We start from the raw sequence: 14,043 nt of genomic DNA, 5'->3' as shown, positions 1-14,043 counted from the left end.
GCCTTACTGCTTGTCGGCGGCCTTGGCCTTGGCCTTGACCGGCTGGCCGTCGCTGTTGAGCACCTGCACTTCGCCCAGCTTCAACGCGCGCACCGGCGCCTCGATCTGCTTGAGGTCGCCGACGATGACCCAGGTCATCGCCTGCGGCGCGACGATTTCCTTGATCGCCGCTTCCGCCGCGCCCTGGTCGATGCCTTCCAGGCGCGTCTTCAGGGTCTGCACATAGTCGTCCGGACGCCCGTACTGGACGATGCTCTCGACCGCGCCCAGCACCGCGCCGGTGGTCTCGAAGCTGCCCGGCAGGGCGCGGATGCGCTGGTTCTTGATCTTGGCGATCTCCTCGGCGGTCAGCGGCTTGTCGCCGATCACGGCCTTGGCCTCCTTCAGGATCTCCGCGGCCGACTCGGCGGTCTTGTCGGTCTGCACCGGGGCGAAGAACAGGAACGGGCGCTGGCCCTGCGCATCGAGCATGAAGCTGTTGGCGCCGTAGGCCCAGCGCTTGTCCTCGCGCAGGTTCATGTTCAACCGCGAAGTGAAGGTGCCGCCGAAGGCGCCGTTGGCCACGCCGATGGCGAGGTTGTTCGGCGCCTTGGTCGAGGGCGCCAGCAGGCCGGCCAGGATCAGCGACTGCGGGGCGTCGGCGCGGTTGATCAGGAACACGCGCGGCTTGGGCTGCGCGGCGACCTGCGACAGGGTCTTGCTCGGGCGTGCGGTCGCCGGCGGCTGCCAGTCGCCGAACGCCGCGTCCAGCTGCGGGATGATCTGCGCCAGGGTGGTGTCGCCGGCGACCAGGATGCGCAGGTTGTCCGGACGCAGCCAGTCGTTCTGGAACGCGGCCAGGTCGCTGGCGCTCAGGCTCTTGATCGCCGCCTCGGTGCCGCTGCCGGTGAGCGGCACGCCGTAGGGATGCTGCGGGCCGTACAGCAGCGGCGGCAGGGTGCGCAGCGCCAGGCCCTGCGGCTGGGTCTTCTCCTGCGCGATGGAGGCCAGCCACTGGCCGCGGACGCGCTCGATGTCCTCGGCCTTAAACGCCGGGTTGCGCACGATGTCGGCGAACAGCGCCAGCGACGGTGCCAGCTGGTCGTTGAGCGCGTCGAGCGAGGCGTCGCAGCTGTCCAGCGCGCAGGACACGCTGGTGATCGCGCCCAGGCGCTGGCGGCGCTGCGCCACGTCCACCGAATCCAGGCTGCGCGTGCTCTCGTTCATCAGCGCCGCGGTGAAGTTGGCGGTGCCGAGCTTGCCGCCCTGGTCGACCGCGTAGCCGGCGTCGAACAGCAGTTCGACCTGGGTCACCGGGATGGTGTGGCGCTCGGCCAGCACCACTTCGATGCCGTTCTTGAGCTTGCCGCGCTGCAGCTGCGGGAAGCTCAGGCTCGGGAACTGGGTGGTCTCCGGGATGCCGGCGGCGCGGTCGACCTGGCTCTTGCCGACGCTGTAGCTGGCCTTGGCCGGCAGCGTGGGTGCGGGCTTGCCGTCGGCCGCGGGCAGCGGCTTGACCGCCTTGTCCTCGGCCACCGGGTCGAAGCCGTCGCCGGCCGGCAGCACGGTCAGCAGGTAGTCGCCCTTGCCGAACCAGGTGTCGGCGGCCTTGCGCACGCTGGCCGCGGTGGCGGCCTGGGCGCGCTGCAGGTCGTGTTTGTAGGCGCCCGGATCCTTGCGGTAGACCTGGCCCTCGGCCAGGATCGCGGCCTTGCCGGTGAAGCCGCCGACCTTCTCCAGGCCGCGCACGAAGCCGGCGCGGTAGTTGACCTGGGCGCGCTGCAGTTCGTCGGCGCTCGGGCCTTCGGCCAGGAACTTCTTCAGTTCGTCGGCGATGGCGGCCTCGACCTTGGCCGGGTCCACGCCGTCCTTCACGTCGGCGCTGATCTGCAGCTGGCTGGCCAGCGCGAACGGCTGCAGCGAGGCGGAGACGTCGTCGACCAGGTGGTCGCGGTACACCAGGCGCTGGTACAGGCGGCTGGTCTTGCCGCCGCCGAGCACGGTGGTGGCCAGGTCCAGCTGCACCGCGTCGTCGCTGCCCAGCTGCGGCGCCACCCAGGTGCGGTAGATGCGCGGCTGCGCGACATGGTCGTGCTGCACGCCGCGGGTCTGCCTGGCCAGCGGGGTGATCCACGGCTGCTGGCGCGGCACCGGCTTGCCGGCGGGGATGTCGCCGAAGTACTGCGCGGCCTTGGCCTTGGCCTGGGCCACGGTGATGTCGCCGGCCAGCACCAGGGTGGTGTTGGCGGCGCCGTAGTTGTCGTGGAACCACTGCTTGACGTCGTCCAGCGAGGCCGCGTCGAGGTCGGCCATCGAGCCGATGGTGTCGTGCTGGTACGGGTGGTTGGCCGGGAAGAGGTTGGCCAGGATGTTCTCGTCCACGCGCCCGTACGGGCGGTTCTCGCCCTGGCGCTTCTCGTTCTGCACCACGCCGCGCTGGGTATCCAGTTCCTTCTGCCCGATCGCGCCGAGCAGGTGGCCCATGCGGTCCGATTCCATCCACAGCGCCAGGTCCAGCGCGGTGGTCGGCACGGTCTCGAAGTAGTTGGTGCGGTCGAACCAGGTGGTGCCGTTCATGTCGGTGGCGCCGACCTTCTCGAACGGCTGGAAATAGGTGCCCTTGTGGTTTTCCGAGCCGGAGAACATCAGGTGCTCGAACAGGTGGGCGAAGCCGGTCTTGCCGGCCGGCTCGTCGCCGGAGCCGATGTGGTACCAGATGCTCACCGCCACCACCGGCGCCTTGTGGTCTTCGTGCACCACCACGGTCAGGCCGTTGGGCAGGGTGAAGCGGGTGTAGGCGATCTCCGGCACGGTGGCCTTGGCGGCCAGGGCCGGCGGCGCGGCGCTGGCCGGCGCGATGGCGGCGCCGACGCCAAGGGTGAGGATGCTGGAGATCAACAACGACAAGGGTCGAAGCATGGGCCGGGCCTGGTGAGGAGAATGACCCAGCATAGTGGGCGCACGCCGGGCTCGGAACGTGACTTATGGCACAGCGGCGGCGCCTTGTTGCGCGATGTCGCCGATCGCCTGGATGTGGGAGCGATTGCAGTGGCGACCGGCGGCGACGGAAAAATCGGTTGCGGCCGAAGGTTTCGAGGCGGTGCGGGCCCGCGCCTGCAGCGATCGCCATCGGGATCGCAATGCGCCTGGATGCAGTGCGATGGGCCGAAATGCGAACGGCAGCGCCGCGGGACGCTGCCGTTCGCGCCGTCGCCGCGCGATATGCGCGGCGACGATTGCATTGCACGCGCTCAGCGCGCGGCGCAGAAGCCGAATTCGGCCATGGCGCCGGGGGCCAGGGTCTTGTTCCAGTCCACGCCGGCTGCCTTGAGCGTGCTGCCGGACTGCGACCAGGTGGCGTTCCACAGGTTGTTGACGGTGCCGCTGATCGACAGGGTGACCGCCCAGTTGCCGCTGGCGCTGCCGGTGTTGGTCACCTGCACGCGGTGGCAATAACCGGCTTTCCAGTCGCTGTCGACGATGCTCTTGGTAGTGAAGCTGGCGCTGCCCGGAGTCGGCGTGGGGGGCGGCGTCGGGGTGGGCGTGGGTGTCGGAGCAGGCGTCGGAGCAGGCGTCGGCGTGGAGCTGCCGGAATTGCCCCACAGCTTCTTCAGCAGGGTGACCTTGTCGGTGCGTACCGAGCTCCAGTCGTCGTTGAGGATGCCGCCGGTGTCGCCGCTGTTGGGATTCCACGACCAGTAGAAGCCGCTGTGGATGCCCTTGCCGATCAGGTAGTCGACCAGCGCGTTCTGCCACTTCACGTCCAGCGCATTGCCCTGGCCGTACTTGCCGCCGAACTCGCCGAGCAGCAGCGCGTGGCCGGACTGCACGAACTGGCCGAAGTGCTGCTCCCAGATCGCCGGCATGTTGGCCGGGAAATTGGAGGCGCTGAAGTAGGACTGCATGTACACGTCCGGGCCGTAGACGTGCGGCGCCAGCAGCAGGCGGTTGGCCGGAATGTTCAGTGCGGTGCACGCCAGCGGCTCCAGGTTGCCGCCCCAGAAGTGGCCGCCGCTGCTGGAGCAGTTGCCGTTCTCGCCGATGCCTTCGACCACGATCAGCCATTTTGGCGCCACCTTCAGCACCGCCGCCGAGGCGCGTTCGGCGGCCTTGTTCCAGTCGGTGCCGGCATTGCCGCTGCCCCAGGTGGCGGCGCCGTGCGGCTCGTTCTTCAGGTCCAGGCCGATCACGCCCGGCACGCCGGCGTAGCGCCTGGCCACGAAGGTGAGGTCGTTGAGCCACTGCTGCTCGCTGTAGGAGGAGGTGTACCACAGCTCGGAAATCGCATTGCAGTCCGGGGTGTGGTGGTCGAGCAGCACGTACATGCCGCGGCTGCTGAGTTCGTTGATCACCTTGTCCATCACCTGCAGCGCGCTCAGGCCCTGCAGGTCCGGATTGAGGCCGTAGTCGATGCTGCTCGGCGCGGTGCCGTTCAAGGTCTGCGGGCAGAACGGCAGGCGCACGGCGTTGAAGCCCAGGCCCTGCATCTGCGTGATCATGTCCTTCCAGTTGCGCGCCCACAGGCCGTGCACGCTGTGCACGTTGGTCTCGAAGCCGAACCAGTTGACGCCGCGCAGCTGCACCGCATTGCCGCTGTCGTCCACCACCTTGCCGCCGTTGATGGCATAGCTCCAGGCCGAACCGCTGGCCGCCAGCAGCGCTGCGGCCAGCACGCAGCGCGCGATGCGGGATTTTCTCGAGGTCGACATCATCTCTCTTTCTCCGAAGGCGGCCGCTCCAGCGCGGAGCGGCCAAATGGGGGTGGGGCAGGCGGGGCGCATGGCCATCATCGAGAGCCGATGCGGCGGACGTCGTGACTACTGGCACAGAAGGGCCGCTTGTCCACCGACCTCGCATGCGCTGCGCGAGCGCGGCGATTAGAGCATGCGCAGATGGCAATTTGAGCAATGCATCACGTCTCGCTGGGTGGTGCCGGCGCCGCGTGGCCGCCTGGCGCCGGCGTCGCTACACTCGGGCGGGGACATCCATCCAAGGGGCAAGAGTGAAGCGACCGATCATGGGCATGCTGGCGCTGGCGGTTTCCGGCGCATCGCTGGCGGCGCCGCCGTCCGCACCGAGTTTCGATACGCAGCGCATTTCCGCCGACGTCAAGACGCTGTCCTCCGACGCGTACGAAGGCCGCGCGCCGGCCACGCCGGGCGAGGACAAGACCGTGGCCTACCTGAGCGCGCAGTTCCAGGCCGCGGGCCTGCAGCCGGGCGGCGACCTGCGCGACGGCAAGCGCCTGTGGACGCAGGCGGTGCCGCTGCGCCGCGCCGACATCGTCGGCACGCCGCAGGTGGCGGTCGAGGCCGGCGGCCAGCGCCAGGCGCTGGCCCAGGGCCAGCAGATCGCCGTGCGCGCCGCGCTCGACGGCAGCAGCCAGGTCGCCATCGACGGCGCGCCGCTGGTGTTCGTCGGCTACGGGGTCAAGGCGCCGGAGCGCGGCTGGGACGACTTCAAGGGCGTGGATCTGAAGGGCAAGATCGCGGTGGTGCTGATCAACGACCCGGACTTCGAGACCGGCAAGGGCGCCTTCGACGGCAAGGGCATGACCTACTACGGCCGCTGGACCTACAAGTACGAAGAGGGCGCGCGGCAGGGCGCGGCCGGCGTGCTGATCGTGCACGAGACCGCGCCGGCCTCCTACGGCTGGGCCACGGTGGCCAACTCCAACACCAACAGCATGTTCGATGTGGTCCGCGACGATCCCAAGGCCGCCCATCCCACGCTCGAAGGCTGGATCCAGCGCGACCTGGCGGTGGACCTGTGCAAGCGCGCCGGGCTGGATTTCGAGGCACTGAAGAAGCAGGCGCAATCGCGCGACTTCAAGCCGGTGGAACTGAAGGGCGAGCGGCTGCACGCCGCCTACGCGGTGAAGTCGGAGGTCATCACCTCGCACAACGTGGTCGCGCGGCTGCCCGGCAGCACCCATCCGGACGACAGCGTGATCTACACCGCGCACTGGGACCACCTCGGCGTCGGCGCGCCCGACGCCGACGGCGATCGCATCTTCAACGGCGCGCTGGACAATGCCAGCGGCACCGCCGCCTTGCTGGAACTGGGCCGGGTGTTCGCCAAGGGCCCGGCGCCGCAGCGCTCGGTGGTGTTCCTGGCGGTCACCGCCGAGGAGAAGGGCCTGCTCGGCTCGGAGTACTACGCGTCCAAGCCGCTGTATACGCTGGCGCGCACGGTGGCGGTGATCAACATGGACGGCATGAGCCCGTTCGGCCCGTCGCGCGATTTCGGCATCTACGGCACCGCCAAGCTGGAGCTGCTCGACGATCTGAAGACGGTCGCCAAGCGTTGGAACCTGCGCTACACGCCGGACCCGAAGCCGGAAGCCGGCTACTTCTTCCGCTCCGACCACTTCTCCTTCGCCAAGCGCGGCGTGCCGGCGCTGTCGTTCTCGGCCGGGCAGGACTGGGTGGATGGCGGGGTCGAGGCCGGCAAGGCGGCCTCGGACGACTACACCGCCAAGCGTTACCACCAGCCCGGCGACGAATGGCTGCCGAGCTGGACCTTCGCCGGCGCCGCGCGCGACCTGCAGGTGCTGTACACGCTGGGCAGCGAGCTGGCCAACTCGCCGCAATGGCCGAACTGGAGCAGCGACTCGGAGTTCCGCGCCACCCGCGATGCCAGCGCGGCGCAGCGGCAGTAAGAGTCGGGACTCGGGACCGGGGACTCGGGACTCGGAAAAGCGCGGTGTCGCGACTTCAAGCTCTGCCGGGTTCCGTTCTTCGGGTCCCTGGTTCCCGGTCCTCAGTCCCGCGCCGGCCCCGGTCTCAGCCGGCGCTGGCCTGCTGCAGCGAGGGGGTACGCCAGCCGGCGCGCACGCCCCAGAAATAGAAGCCCAGCGCGACCACGCCGACCACGATCAGGTCCGGGCCGTAGGACAGGTAGCCGTGCCCGCCGAAGGTGGTGCTGCCGGCCCACGACAGCAGCGCGATGGTCGGCAGGTAGGCGATCAGCCAGCTGGCGCCGCGCAGGTGCTTGCCGAACTCCTTCCAGCCCTGGCGGTGCTGGTAGTAGGCGTACACCGGCAGCGCCACCAGCATCAGCACGATGATCTCGCCGGTCAGCGGCCAGCGCGCCCAGTACAGCAGTTCGGTGGCCAGCACGAAGGCGGTGGCCGCCAGCACCGGCAGGCCGAAGATGCGCAGCGGGCGGTGCATCTCCGGCGCGTGCCGGCGCAGCGCCATCGCGCTGATCGGGCCGGTCAGGTAGGAGATGATGGTGGCCACCGAGATCACCGCCGCCAGCGTGCCCCAGCCGCGGAAGAAGAACAGGAACAGGTAGGACACCGCCAGGTTGAAGAACATCGCCGGGCGCGGCACGCCCCAGTGCGGATGCAGCTTGCCCAGCACCGCCGGCAGCGTGCCGTTGCGCTCCATGCCGTAGATCATCCGCGCGGTGGTCGCGGTGTAGGTGATGCCGGTGCCGCTGGGGCTGACGAAGGCGTCCACGTACAGCAGCATCGCCAGCCAGTGCAGGTTGACGATGATCGCCAGCTGCGCGAACGGCGAGCGGAAATCGATGCCGTGCCAGCCGGCCTTGGCCAGCAGCTCCGGCGGCACCGCGCCGATGTAGGCCACCTGCAGGAGCAGGTAGATCACCGTGGCCAGCGCGATCGAGCCGAGCACCGCGAACGGGATGCTGCGCCCGGGGTTGCGCGCCTCGCCGGCCAGGTTCACCGGGCTCTGGAAGCCGTTGAAGCTGAACACGATGCCGGCGGTGGCCACCGCGGTCAGCACCGCGGCGAAATCGATCGTATGCGTGCCGCCATGCAGGCCGACGCTGAAGTTCTCGCTGTGGAAACCGCTGGCGATCAGCGCCACGCCGGTCAGCGCCGGCACCACCAGCTTGAACACGGTGATCAGGCTGTTGGAGCGCGCGAACAGCTTCACGCTCCAGAAGTTCAGCAGGAAATACACCAGCACCAGCGCCGCGGCGATGTACAGGCCCGGCACCGACAGTTCGCCGGCGCCGCCGGGCTGCTGCACGTACAGGTTCTGCGCCCATTGCCACGGCCACGAGGCCATGTACTGCACCGAGGCCTCGGCCTCGACCGGGATCACCGACACGATCGCGATCCAGTTGGCCCAGCCGGCGATGAAGCCGACCAGCGAGCCGTGCGAATAGTGGCTGTAGCGGACCATGCCGCCGGATTCGGGGAACATCGCGCCCAGTTCGGCATAGGCCAGGGCGATGGTGGTGACGATCGCCGCGCCCAGCAGCCAGGCCCAGACCGCGCCCGGGCCGGCCAGCCCGGCGGCGCGCCAGGCGCCGAACAGCCAGCCGGAGCCGATGATCGAACCCAGGCCGGTCAGCATCAGGGCGAACGGGCCGACATCGCGGCGCAAGGCGGTTTGGGTCATGGGCAGGGTCCTGGCGGCGACGGCAGCGGGAAACCGGGGATGATCGCAGATGCGGCCGGCTGTCGCACGGTGCGGGACTCGGGACTCGGGACTGGGGACTGGGGACTGGGGACTCGGAAAAGCGCAACGCCGCGAACCGGGGCGTTACCGACTTCCGTTCTTCGAGTCCCGAGTCCCGAGTCCCGACACTTCTTACGCAAGCTTTACGCCCCAGCCGCCTGCCGCAATGGCGCGCTTACGCGGCACAGGCCTAGAGTCTGCAGCGTCCTTTCCGTTGGATGTGTTCCATGTCGATTCTGGTGATCCAAGGCCCGCACCGCGATGCGCCGGCCATTGCCGTTGCGCGGCGCCTGGCCGGCGCGTCCGGCGCCCGGGTGGTGCCGGTGGCCTGCGCCGATGCGGCGCAGATCGTGGCGCGGCTGCAGCAGGGCGCGCACGACGAGACCGAACTGGTGCTGCTGGACTCCGGCGAGCTGCCGGCCGCGGACCTGGCCGATCACGGCGCGCACCTGCGCGCCGCGCTCGATGCGCTGGGCCATCCGTACATCGAGGTGCACGATGCCAGCGCGCAGGCGCTGGAGCCGCTGCTGCATCCGCGCCATGCGCCGCTGCTGACGGTGATCGCCAACGGCGCGCTCGCCGACAGCTACGCGATCGCGCTGGGCGTGGCCGCGCGCCATCTCGGCGCGCGTGCGGCACTGGCCAACTGAGGGCGCCGCCATGTCGATCCTGTTGTTGCGAGGCCCGGACTGCGTGGCCGGCCATCGCGGCCGCCCCGCGCGCATCGCGCCGCGGGTGATGCGGCAATTGCTCGAGCACGCCGGCCGTGCCGGCAAGACCCTGGCGGTGCGCGGCTGCGCCAGCGAGGGCGAGCTGCTGCAGGCGCTGGCCCAGGCCGACGCGGCGGCGGTGGAGATGCTGCTGCTGGATCCGGGCGCGTGCTCGGACAGCGCCGCCACCGCCGCCGCGGTCGCGCACCTCGGCCGGCCGTACGTGGAAGTGCACGACGATGCCTGCGACCGGCGCGAACCCTGCCTGTGCGCGGCCTCGCGGCAGCGCGTGGGGCAGGTCGGCGGCTATTGCGCGCAGAGCTACGCGCTGGCCTTGTCGATCGCGCTGGAACACCTGGGCTGCAACGGCTACGAAGGCGATGTCCACGTCGGCACCTGAGCGCGCGCGCCACTACCTGGCCGACTACGACGCCTACAGCTTCGGCCAGCGCGTGGCCTGGGGCACGCTGGCGCACAGCTGGGACGACGCTGCGCCGCTGGACCCGCAACGCCTGCTGCAGCAGCTGCGCGCGCAGGCCGCGCAGGGGCATGGGGTGGACAGCGACGAGATCCGCATTCGCAGCGTCAGCCGGCTGTAGCGCGCGCACCACGCATGCCGGCTGCTCGCGCACGCGATGGCACGACGTCCGCGCGCTGGCACCAGCGAAGTGCATGCGCATCGACGCGCATGGGCCTCGGCGATCGATGTCGCGGCCGCCTCGGCGTGGCAAGCGAACCAATGCGCTGCGCAGGCGAGGTCTCCGTCGAGCGACGGGCTGGCGCTTCTGCGCACCGAAGCGGCGGCCGCCACGGCGTGGCCGGCATGCAGCGCGCCGCGGCGCCGCTTACGCGAACAGGGTGGCCAGCCGTGCCACCGCCGCTTCCGAGGCGGCACGGTCCGGAGTGGCATCGGGATTGCCGAAATCGCCGTCGGCCTGCGCCTGTACCACGATGCCGTCGCGGCGCGGCACCACGTTGAGATTGTGGCCGCGATAGACCAGCCCGTAAGTCACTTCCGGCTGCGGCACCAGCCGCGCGGTCTGTCCGCGCACCGGCACCAGGCTGTCGTCGCCGAGCAGGGCGCGCGCGCCGTAGCCGGTGGCGTTGACCAGGGTCTTCTCGCGCAGGTCGGCGAACTGGCGCGGGTTTGCGAACTCGCGCGTCTCGATCTCGCCGCCGGCGGCGAGGAAATCGTCCAGCAGCAGCCGCGCGTAGGCGCTGATGTTGAACACCAGTTGCGTGTAGCGGCGCACATGCGCCACCCGGAACGGATGCTGGCCTGCCGCCAGCGGCTGCGAGCGCGGGCCCAGGTCGGCCAGGTACTGCGCCTCCAGCGGCGGGTAGTCGGGTTCGCCGTTGCCGCCATGGCCGCCGGGCTGGTCGAACGGCACATCCGACAGCACGTAGCCGTCGCGCCACTCGATCGGGTCGCCGGGCAGGCCGAGCAGGTTCTGGTACATGTCGAACGACGTGCGCGCCATCCGCTCCCAGCGCCGCCCGAACTCGGGCGTGGCGTAGGCGCTGCTGCACACCCGCGAATCCGGCGACCACACCCCGGTGGCGAAGGAGGAACGCACTTCCGGCGGCCGCTCCCTGGCGTAGATGCGCACGCGCAGCCCGGCGCGCTGCGCGACCAGCGCGGTGGTCAGGCCGATCGCGCCGCAGCCGATCACCGCCAGTTGGGGTTGGCCGGTGGCACGCGCCAGCTGCGTGGCGATCGCCGCCGATCCCCACGACAGCGACCAGCCGCTGCCGCCATGGCCGTAGTTGTGGATCACGGTCTTGCGGCCGATGCGTTCGGCCTCGATGCGCGGCCCCTGCGCGCGGAATGGCCGCGTGCACGCGTGCAGCGCGACGATGCGGTCGGCGCTGGCGCGGATCGGCGCCAGCGGCGCCGGTGGCGCGAAGGCGGCAGCGGGTGCGGGGGCCGCGGCCAGGGTCGGCAAGCTTGGCGCCGGCGGCGGCAACGTGGCGCCGCGCCGCGCGTGGGCGAGCAAGGGAGCGGCGCCGAGCGTGGCGGCGGCCAGTGCGCCGCTGCGCAGGAAGTGTCGTCGGTGCATGCCGGGCTCCTGATCGTGACCGGCAGAGTCTAAGCGCTCGCGGTTGCGATCGCTGCGCGTCCGGCGCTGCCGGCGTGCACGCGGCATCGTGCAACGCGCCCCGGTTTCGCGCCGCCGATCCGAAGGTCCGTCCGCGCCGGCGCGGTTTCGTCGCAGCGGGACTGGCGGCCTGCGCTGCCGCGGCTATGCTCGCGGCCATGTCACCGATCCCCGCCGCCATGTTTTCCAGTGTGTCCCTGATTCTCCGCCTGCTGTGCGCCTGGGTCGCGGCGGTGATCGTCGCCGGCTTCGTCTGGAGCGGCCTGTTCTACGGCATGGAGGAACGGCCGGGCTGGTTCTTCGGCCTGCTGGCGATGCTGCTGATGCTGTCGGCGCTGGTCGCCGGCATCACCCATCTGCGCCGGGTCTGGCTGATCGCCGGGCGGCTGGACAACGCCACCCTGTCCAGCCGCCAGCGCCGCCAGATCGAGATCCCGCTGGACACCCGCCAGGCGTTCGCGCTGGTCGATGCGGCGGTGCGCGAACTGCCGCGGGTGGAAGAGGTCGAGAGCGCCGCCGACAGCCTGCAGGTGCGCGCGAAAGTGCGCCGCATCGATCCGTACAACGGCCGCACGCCATCGCGCTGGAACCTGGCCGCACGCTTCGCGGTCAAGCGCAACCAGGTGCTGGCGACGCTGACCCCCGGTGCCGGCTCCAGCAGCCTGACCCTGTTGCTGGAGCCGGACGCCAGCGCCTGGATCGACCTGTTCGCGGTCGACGAGGGCAGCAACTACGAAAACGCCGAAGCGCTGAGCCGCGCGGTGGCGCGCCGCGTCGCCGAGCTGCGCCGCGACGAGCAGGCCGCCGCCAAGCAGGCCGCCACCGATCAGGAGCTGACCGTGGCGCGGCTGAACCTGCTGCACGCGCAGGTCGAACCGCATTTCCTCTACAACACGCTGGCCAGCGCGCAGGTGCTGGCGCGTACCGATCCGCCGCGCGCCGACCTGATGCTCGGCTACCTGATCCAGTACCTGCGCCGCTCGCTGCCCAGCGCCGAGGATGCGCTGAGTTCGCTCGGCGAGGAGCTGGAACGCGCCCAGGCCTACCTGGAGATCCTCAGGATCCGCATGGGCGCGCGCTTGCAGCTGGAACTGCGGGTGCCGGAGGCGATGAAGACCCTGCCGCTGCCGTCGATGATGCTGCAGACCCTGGTCGAGAACGCGATCAAGCACGGCCTGGAACCCAAGCCCGGCGGCGGCACGGTCTGGATCCTGGCGCGCGCCTTCGACGACCACGCCACCATCACCGTCGCCGACGACGGCCTGGGCTTCAACAGCCAGTCCAGCGGCACCGGCATCGGCCTGAAGAACCTGCGCGAGCGCCTGCGCCTGACCTATGCCGGTGCGGCCACGTTCGCGATCGTGTCCAACTTCCCCAGCGGCGTGGCCGCGACGATCACCTTGCCGTATCCGCCGTCGCCGTCGTCACCCCCGCCGCCGCCGCTGCCGACAGGAGCCGGTCATGGTTGACGCCGTCATCGCCGAAGACGAGGAACTGCTGCGCACCGCGCTGGTCGGTTTGCTGGGCGAGGTCTGGCCGCAGCTGCGCATCGTCGCCGAATGCGAGGACGGCGCCAGCGCGCTGGAGCGCCTGGCCGAGCAGCAGCCGGACGTGGCGTTCCTGGACATCCGCATGCCCGGCCTGAGCGGCATCGAGGTGGCGCGCGCGCTGAGCGAACTGAGCCCGCGCACGCAGGTGGTGTTCGTCACCGCCTACGACCAGTACGCGATCGACGCCTTCGAGCACGGCGCGGTGGACTACCTGCTCAAGCCGATCGTGCGCGAACGCCTGCAGGCGACCGTGCAGCGGCTGCAGGCGCGCGCCGCGCAAGGCCCGGACGTGGCGGTGCTGGATGCGCTGCTGCAGCGCCTGGGGCAGCGCCCGCCATCGCCGGCTGCGCCGCCGCCGCTGGCCTGGATCACCGCCAGCAGCGGCCGCGAGACGCGGCTGATCCTGCTCGACGACGTGGTCTATTTCCAGGCCGACAACAAGTACACCACGGTGCTGACCCGCGACGGCGAGGCGCTGCTGCGCACGCCGCTGCGCGAACTGCTGGACGTGCTGGATCCGGCCGCGTTCCGGCAGATCCACCGTTCCACCATCGTCAACCTGAAAGCGGTGGCCTCGGTGGTTCGCGACGACACCGGCAAGGGCCGGATGAAGCTGCGCCACCGCGACGAAGTGCTGACCGTCAGCCTGCCGTACATGAGTCTGTTTCGCGGCATGTAAGCGCCGCCTCTCATACCCCGCACTGGAACGAGGAATCCGCCATGCGTCTGCTCTCCGCGCTGTGGTCGTGTCTGCTCGGCATCGTCGGATGCCAGGGCCACGCCACCTTCGACCTGTCCACCAACGCCAGCCGCGAGACGGTGGTGCATACCAGCGAGCGCGGGGGCGCGGTGATCTTCAGCCGCACCACCTACCGCGGCGGGCTGGCCACGTTCCGCTGCATCGACAGCCGCAGCGGGCGCTGCCACTACCAGGTCTACGCCGCCTGCGCGGCACCCACCGCAGCCGCCGGCAGCGCAGCGGCGGCCGCGTGCGCGCCGCGCATGCTGCAGGAATTCGACGTGCAGGTCGGCCAGCGCCGTCAGCTCGGCGGCCTGCCGCGCGACTTCGGCCAATGCGTCGCGCCCGAGGCGCCGGCTGCGCCACAGCCGTGCGCACGGGGCTGAGCGCTGACTGTCGCCGAGGTATTTCACTCCAAACGATGTCGCTTGTTAGGAGCCGCTCCAGGTGGCCTCAGGCCATCGGTCCCGATCGGACACTGGAATATGCATGGTCTCCGGCTCCGCTCGTCGCGACTGAAGTCGCTCC

At 70.4% G+C, this 14,043-nt stretch carries 11 protein-coding genes; 7 read left to right on the top strand and 4 right to left on the bottom strand.

What is annotated here, in order from left to right; translation table 11 throughout:
* Positions 1-3: 3 nt before the first annotated feature.
* Both NRY95_19990 and NRY95_19985 read right to left on the bottom strand, forming a co-directional pair.
* Positions 4-2,898, bottom strand: a complete 2,895-nt coding sequence (locus NRY95_19990) for an insulinase family protein (protein ID UYC15942.1) — start codon at positions 2,896-2,898, stop codon at positions 4-6.
* Positions 2,899-3,230: 332 nt separating this feature from the next.
* Positions 3,231-4,688, bottom strand: coding sequence for a cellulase family glycosylhydrolase (locus NRY95_19985; GenBank protein ID UYC15941.1), 1,458 nt, complete (start codon positions 4,686-4,688; stop codon positions 3,231-3,233).
* A gap of 293 nt (positions 4,689-4,981) precedes the next feature.
* On the opposite strand from NRY95_19985, the gene NRY95_19980 reads away from it, so the two are divergent.
* Complete coding sequence (locus NRY95_19980) at positions 4,982-6,640, top strand: M28 family metallopeptidase (GenBank protein ID UYC15940.1); 1,659 nt, start codon at positions 4,982-4,984, stop codon at positions 6,638-6,640.
* Between the two features lie 124 nt (positions 6,641-6,764).
* Here the strand turns inward: NRY95_19980 and NRY95_19975 are convergent, their stop codons facing one another.
* Positions 6,765-8,357, bottom strand: coding sequence for an APC family permease (locus NRY95_19975; protein ID UYC15939.1), 1,593 nt, complete (start codon positions 8,355-8,357; stop codon positions 6,765-6,767).
* Between the two features lie 287 nt (positions 8,358-8,644).
* Between NRY95_19975 and NRY95_19970 the strand changes: the two genes are divergently transcribed.
* The 3 genes from NRY95_19970 to NRY95_19960 are packed head-to-tail and all read left to right on the top strand — an operon-like array spanning position 8,645 to position 9,726.
* Positions 8,645-9,067 carry a hypothetical protein gene (locus NRY95_19970; GenBank protein ID UYC15938.1) on the top strand — a complete coding sequence of 141 codons (423 nt, stop codon included), beginning with the start codon at positions 8,645-8,647 and terminating at the stop codon, positions 9,065-9,067.
* A gap of 10 nt (positions 9,068-9,077) precedes the next feature.
* Positions 9,078-9,527: a type II 3-dehydroquinate dehydratase gene (locus tag NRY95_19965; GenBank protein UYC15937.1), complete on the top strand. Its 450-nt coding sequence runs from the start codon at positions 9,078-9,080 to the stop codon at positions 9,525-9,527.
* Complete coding sequence (locus NRY95_19960; protein UYC15936.1) at positions 9,508-9,726, top strand: hypothetical protein; 219 nt, start codon at positions 9,508-9,510, stop codon at positions 9,724-9,726. Before NRY95_19965 ends, NRY95_19960 begins: the two co-directional genes overlap by 20 nt.
* Before the next feature lie 246 nt (positions 9,727-9,972).
* Here the strand turns inward: NRY95_19960 and NRY95_19955 are convergent, their stop codons facing one another.
* Positions 9,973-11,187, bottom strand: a complete 1,215-nt coding sequence (locus NRY95_19955; GenBank protein UYC15935.1) for an FAD-binding oxidoreductase — start codon at positions 11,185-11,187, stop codon at positions 9,973-9,975.
* A 218-nt stretch (positions 11,188-11,405) separates the two neighbouring features.
* Here NRY95_19955 and NRY95_19950 point away from each other — a divergent pair, with 218 nt between their 5' ends.
* Genes NRY95_19950 through NRY95_19940 form a run of 3 tightly spaced genes read left to right on the top strand, consistent with a single transcriptional unit; the run spans position 11,406 to position 13,901 of the window.
* Positions 11,406-12,695 carry a histidine kinase gene (locus tag NRY95_19950; GenBank protein ID UYC15934.1) on the top strand — a complete coding sequence of 430 codons (1,290 nt, stop codon included), beginning with the start codon at positions 11,406-11,408 and terminating at the stop codon, positions 12,693-12,695.
* Positions 12,688-13,455: a LytTR family DNA-binding domain-containing protein gene (locus NRY95_19945; protein ID UYC15933.1), complete on the top strand. Its 768-nt coding sequence runs from the start codon at positions 12,688-12,690 to the stop codon at positions 13,453-13,455. Before NRY95_19950 ends, NRY95_19945 begins: the two co-directional genes overlap by 8 nt.
* A gap of 41 nt (positions 13,456-13,496) precedes the next feature.
* Positions 13,497-13,901, top strand: coding sequence for a hypothetical protein (locus NRY95_19940; protein ID UYC15932.1), 405 nt, complete (start codon positions 13,497-13,499; stop codon positions 13,899-13,901).
* The last annotated feature ends 142 nt before the right edge of the window (positions 13,902-14,043 follow it).

Origin of the sequence: Xanthomonas campestris pv. phormiicola, assembly GCA_025666215.1 — a bacterium.
Taxonomy (GTDB): Bacteria; Pseudomonadota; Gammaproteobacteria; order Xanthomonadales; family Xanthomonadaceae; genus Xanthomonas_A; species Xanthomonas_A campestris_A.
Note: the sequence above shows the minus strand (reverse complement) of the source record. Positions and strands in the feature narration are given on the sequence as shown.

Bases quoted from the DNA above. Each gene is read 5' to 3' on its own strand.
- NRY95_19950 (UYC15934.1), top strand. From the start codon at position 11,406: ATGTTTTCCAGTGTGTCCCTGATTCTCCGCCTGCTGTGCGCCTGGGTC.
- NRY95_19940 (UYC15932.1), top strand. From the start codon at position 13,497: ATGCGTCTGCTCTCCGCGCTGTGGTCGTGTCTGCTCGGCATCGTCGGA.
- NRY95_19945 (UYC15933.1), top strand. From the start codon at position 12,688: ATGGTTGACGCCGTCATCGCCGAAGACGAGGAACTGCTGCGCACCGCG.
- NRY95_19975 (UYC15939.1), bottom strand. From the start codon at position 8,357: ATGACCCAAACCGCCTTGCGCCGCGATGTCGGCCCGTTCGCCCTGATG.
- NRY95_19955 (UYC15935.1), bottom strand. From the start codon at position 11,187: ATGCACCGACGACACTTCCTGCGCAGCGGCGCACTGGCCGCCGCCACG.
- NRY95_19990 (UYC15942.1), bottom strand. From the start codon at position 2,898: ATGCTTCGACCCTTGTCGTTGTTGATCTCCAGCATCCTCACCCTTGGC.
- NRY95_19965 (UYC15937.1), top strand. From the start codon at position 9,078: ATGTCGATCCTGTTGTTGCGAGGCCCGGACTGCGTGGCCGGCCATCGC.
- NRY95_19970 (UYC15938.1), top strand. From the start codon at position 8,645: ATGTCGATTCTGGTGATCCAAGGCCCGCACCGCGATGCGCCGGCCATT.
- NRY95_19985 (UYC15941.1), bottom strand. From the start codon at position 4,688: ATGTCGACCTCGAGAAAATCCCGCATCGCGCGCTGCGTGCTGGCCGCA.
- NRY95_19960 (UYC15936.1), top strand. From the start codon at position 9,508: ATGTCCACGTCGGCACCTGAGCGCGCGCGCCACTACCTGGCCGACTAC.